Annotated in this window: 2 protein-coding genes and 2 pseudogenes; 2 read left to right on the top strand and 2 right to left on the bottom strand. The window is 73.3% G+C overall.

Annotation, left to right across the window (positions count from 1 at the left end; genetic code table 11):
* Positions 1-942, top strand: a 942-nt coding sequence (locus tag ACLEQD_RS40960) for an aspartyl protease family protein (RefSeq protein WP_410391347.1), incomplete at its 5' end; no start/stop codon positions are given.
* Positions 943-1,051: 109 nt separating this feature from the next.
* Here the strand turns inward: ACLEQD_RS40960 and ACLEQD_RS40955 are convergent.
* A pseudogene (locus tag ACLEQD_RS40955) lies at positions 1,052-1,324 on the bottom strand (NAD-binding oxidoreductase); the annotation flags it as partial.
* 356 nt (positions 1,325-1,680) lie between these two features.
* On the opposite strand from ACLEQD_RS40955, the gene ACLEQD_RS40950 reads away from it, so the two are divergent.
* Entirely contained in the window at positions 1,681-2,466 is a 786-nt protein-coding gene (locus tag ACLEQD_RS40950) for a transglycosylase domain-containing protein (protein ID WP_410391346.1), read from the top strand.
* A 7-nt stretch (positions 2,467-2,473) separates the two neighbouring features.
* Here ACLEQD_RS40950 and ACLEQD_RS40945 read toward each other — a convergent pair.
* Positions 2,474-2,654, bottom strand: a pseudogene (locus ACLEQD_RS40945) (hypothetical protein); the annotation flags it as partial.

The raw sequence follows: 2,654 nt of genomic DNA, 5'->3' as shown, positions 1-2,654 counted from the left end.
CCGCCGCCGGCGCGCACGCACTTCGAGCGGCGCGGCGGGTTCGCGGCGGTGCAGGGCCGCGTGGACAGCGGGCCGCCGGTGGTGCTGGCGCTGGACTCGCGCACGCCGGCGGTGGTGCTCACCACCGCGGCGGCGACGGCGTCCGGCATCGACGTGGCGTTCCTGAAGGACACCGTCACCGTGCCGGGCGCGCTGGGCAACACCGTGGCGCGGGTGGCGCGCGGACGCACGCTGCGCTTCAAGGCGCTGACGCTGCCGGGCGTGGACGTGGCGGTGTGCGACGCGTGCGTGCCGCAGGGCAGCCAGGGCGTGCTGGGCGCGCCCTTCAGCGAGCGCGTGGACACGGTCTTCGACGAGACGACGGCGGAGGCGGTCCTCACGTTGAAGGGCGGCGTGCCGGAAGGAACTCCTTCGGTGACCTCACGCGGGCTGACGCCGCGTCTGGACTTCACCTTCCCCGCGCACGTCAACGACGTCACCGTGGATGCGCGCGGACAGCGGCTGGGGGTGGCCTTCAGCCAGGAGAAGGCGGAGCGCACGCTCGCGGTGTACCAGCGCGAGCGCAAGGGCGTGGAGGAGCCGCAGGGCCCGTGGAACGCGGGCGCGCTGGTGGACGCGGCCTCCGGCAAGGTGCTGCGCAAGTGGGAGCTGCACCACGGCGTGGTGTCCTCGGCGGCCATCTCCCCCGACGGGCGCTCGCTGGCGTCCGGTGGGTGGGACCGGCGCGTGTACCTCTTCACCGAGGCGGAGCAGGCGCCGAAGGGCGAGCTGGAGTTCGGCTGGACCGTGCGCCGCGTGCGCTTCTCGCCGGACGGACGTTGGCTGGGCGTGGCCGCGTGGACGCGCGTGAATACCGTGGGCAGCCAGGAGAGCGACCCGGCGGCGGTGGTGGTGGGCGTGCGCTACGCGTCCCCCACCGTGGAGCCGCGCGCGGCTCAGTAGTTGAGGAACACGGCGCTCCTCGGGACGCCGCGCCGGCCAGCTGGGACATCACGTCCTGCACCATGTCCGCCGGCCCGCACACGAAGGCGATGGCGTGCTCCAGCCGCTCCTCGCCCAGGTGGGCCTGCACGTAGCCGGTGAGGCCCTGCCAGCCGCTGGCGCCAGGGCGGCTCACGGTGCACAGCACGTGCACGCCGTCCGCCTGCCACTGCTTCAGCTCGCCCTGGTACGCGAAGCTGTCCGGCGTGCGCGCGCCGAAGTACAGCGTCACCCGGCCATACGCGCCGCGCTCCCGCTGGACGCTGGCGATGACGGGGCGGATGGCGGAGATGCCGGAGCCGCTGGCGAACAGCAGCAGGTCGCGGCCGCGCGCCTTCTCCATGGGGAAGCCCGGGCCTTCCGGCCGCTTCACCTCCACGCGCGCGCCCAATGGCAGGCGCAGCAGCGCGGCCGGCAGCGGACCGTCGTCCTTGATCAGGAACTCCCACTGCGTGCCAGCGGGGGCGGGCGGCGAGGCGATGGCGAACATGCCTGGCTCCCCACCAGGGAGGCGCAGCTGGACGTACTGGCCCGGATGGGCGTGCGAGCCCACGAGCGGCGTCCCGCCGATGTCGAGCACCCAGTCGGTGAGGCCATCCGCCGCGGCCGCGGGCGGTGACGGTGGCGGTGTGCCAGTCGCTCATGGGGGCTTTCTAACCGGTCCTCCTGACGCGTGCCTCCCCTGCTAGAGTCGGCCCCGTGAAGACCGTTTTCTGGCTGTTCATGTTCCTGGTCGGCCTGGCCGGCGTGGTGATTCCGCTCACGTACCTGTACACGGCCAGCAAGCTGCCGCGTCTGGAGAGCGAGTTCGACGTCGAGAGCCAGCTGCGCCACCGCATCGAGGGCGACCGGATGAGCGTGCTGGCCGGCCGGATGGACCAGGGCGGCCGGGAGCGCACGGCGGTGACCTTCACGCGGCCGGACTTCTCGCGGATGCCCAAGGACCTGGTGGCGCTCTACATCCGCCAGATGGACTGCCCCACCTACTTCCAGACACCGCGCGAGGACGGCCGCGCGTGGGCGTGGCGCCTGTTCGCCGGCGTGACGCTGGGCACGGCGCCCCCCGGGGACGGCGCGTGTGAGCGGCGCCTGGCCATGCGCATCGCGCGGCAGATGGGCATCGAGGGCGAGCTGCAGCTGTCCGTGGCGGCGCACCGGCTGCACGCGTTCTTCCAGAAGGACCAGCTCGTCGCCTACGACCTGTCCGCCATCCGCTTCGAGCGCGGCGTCATCGGCGTGGAGGACGGGGCCCGCAAGCTCTTCGGCCGTGAGCTGGGGGAACTCCAGTTGTCGGAGCTGGCGGAGCTGCAGCTCGCGCTGCCGCCGTACGGGTTCTACGGCGACCTCAAGGCGTGCAAGAACGCGAGCCTCATCCGGCAGAACCGCGACCTGCTGCTGCAGGACCTGGCGGGCTACGCGCTGGTGAGCGAGGAGCGCGCGCGCAACGCCATCGCGCAGCCGGTGGCGTGCCTGACGGTGAAGTAGCGGGCCGTCAGCGCCGCACCTCAACAGGGACCTGGGCCAGCCAGCCCACCTCCAGCGCGCCCCACAGGCCCAGCAGGATGGCCTCCGCAGCGTCGTGGCGCAGCGAGGTGGGGCGGGGCGCGTGGGACCAGTCGATGACCCGCCGCGCGAGCCCGTCCGCGGCGTCCTTCGCCAGCGCGCCGCTGCGC

This window comes from Corallococcus sp. 4LFB, assembly GCF_046520365.1.
Lineage (GTDB): Bacteria > Myxococcota > Myxococcia > Myxococcales > Myxococcaceae > Corallococcus > Corallococcus caeni.
This window is presented reverse-complemented; position numbering and strand designations above follow the sequence as displayed.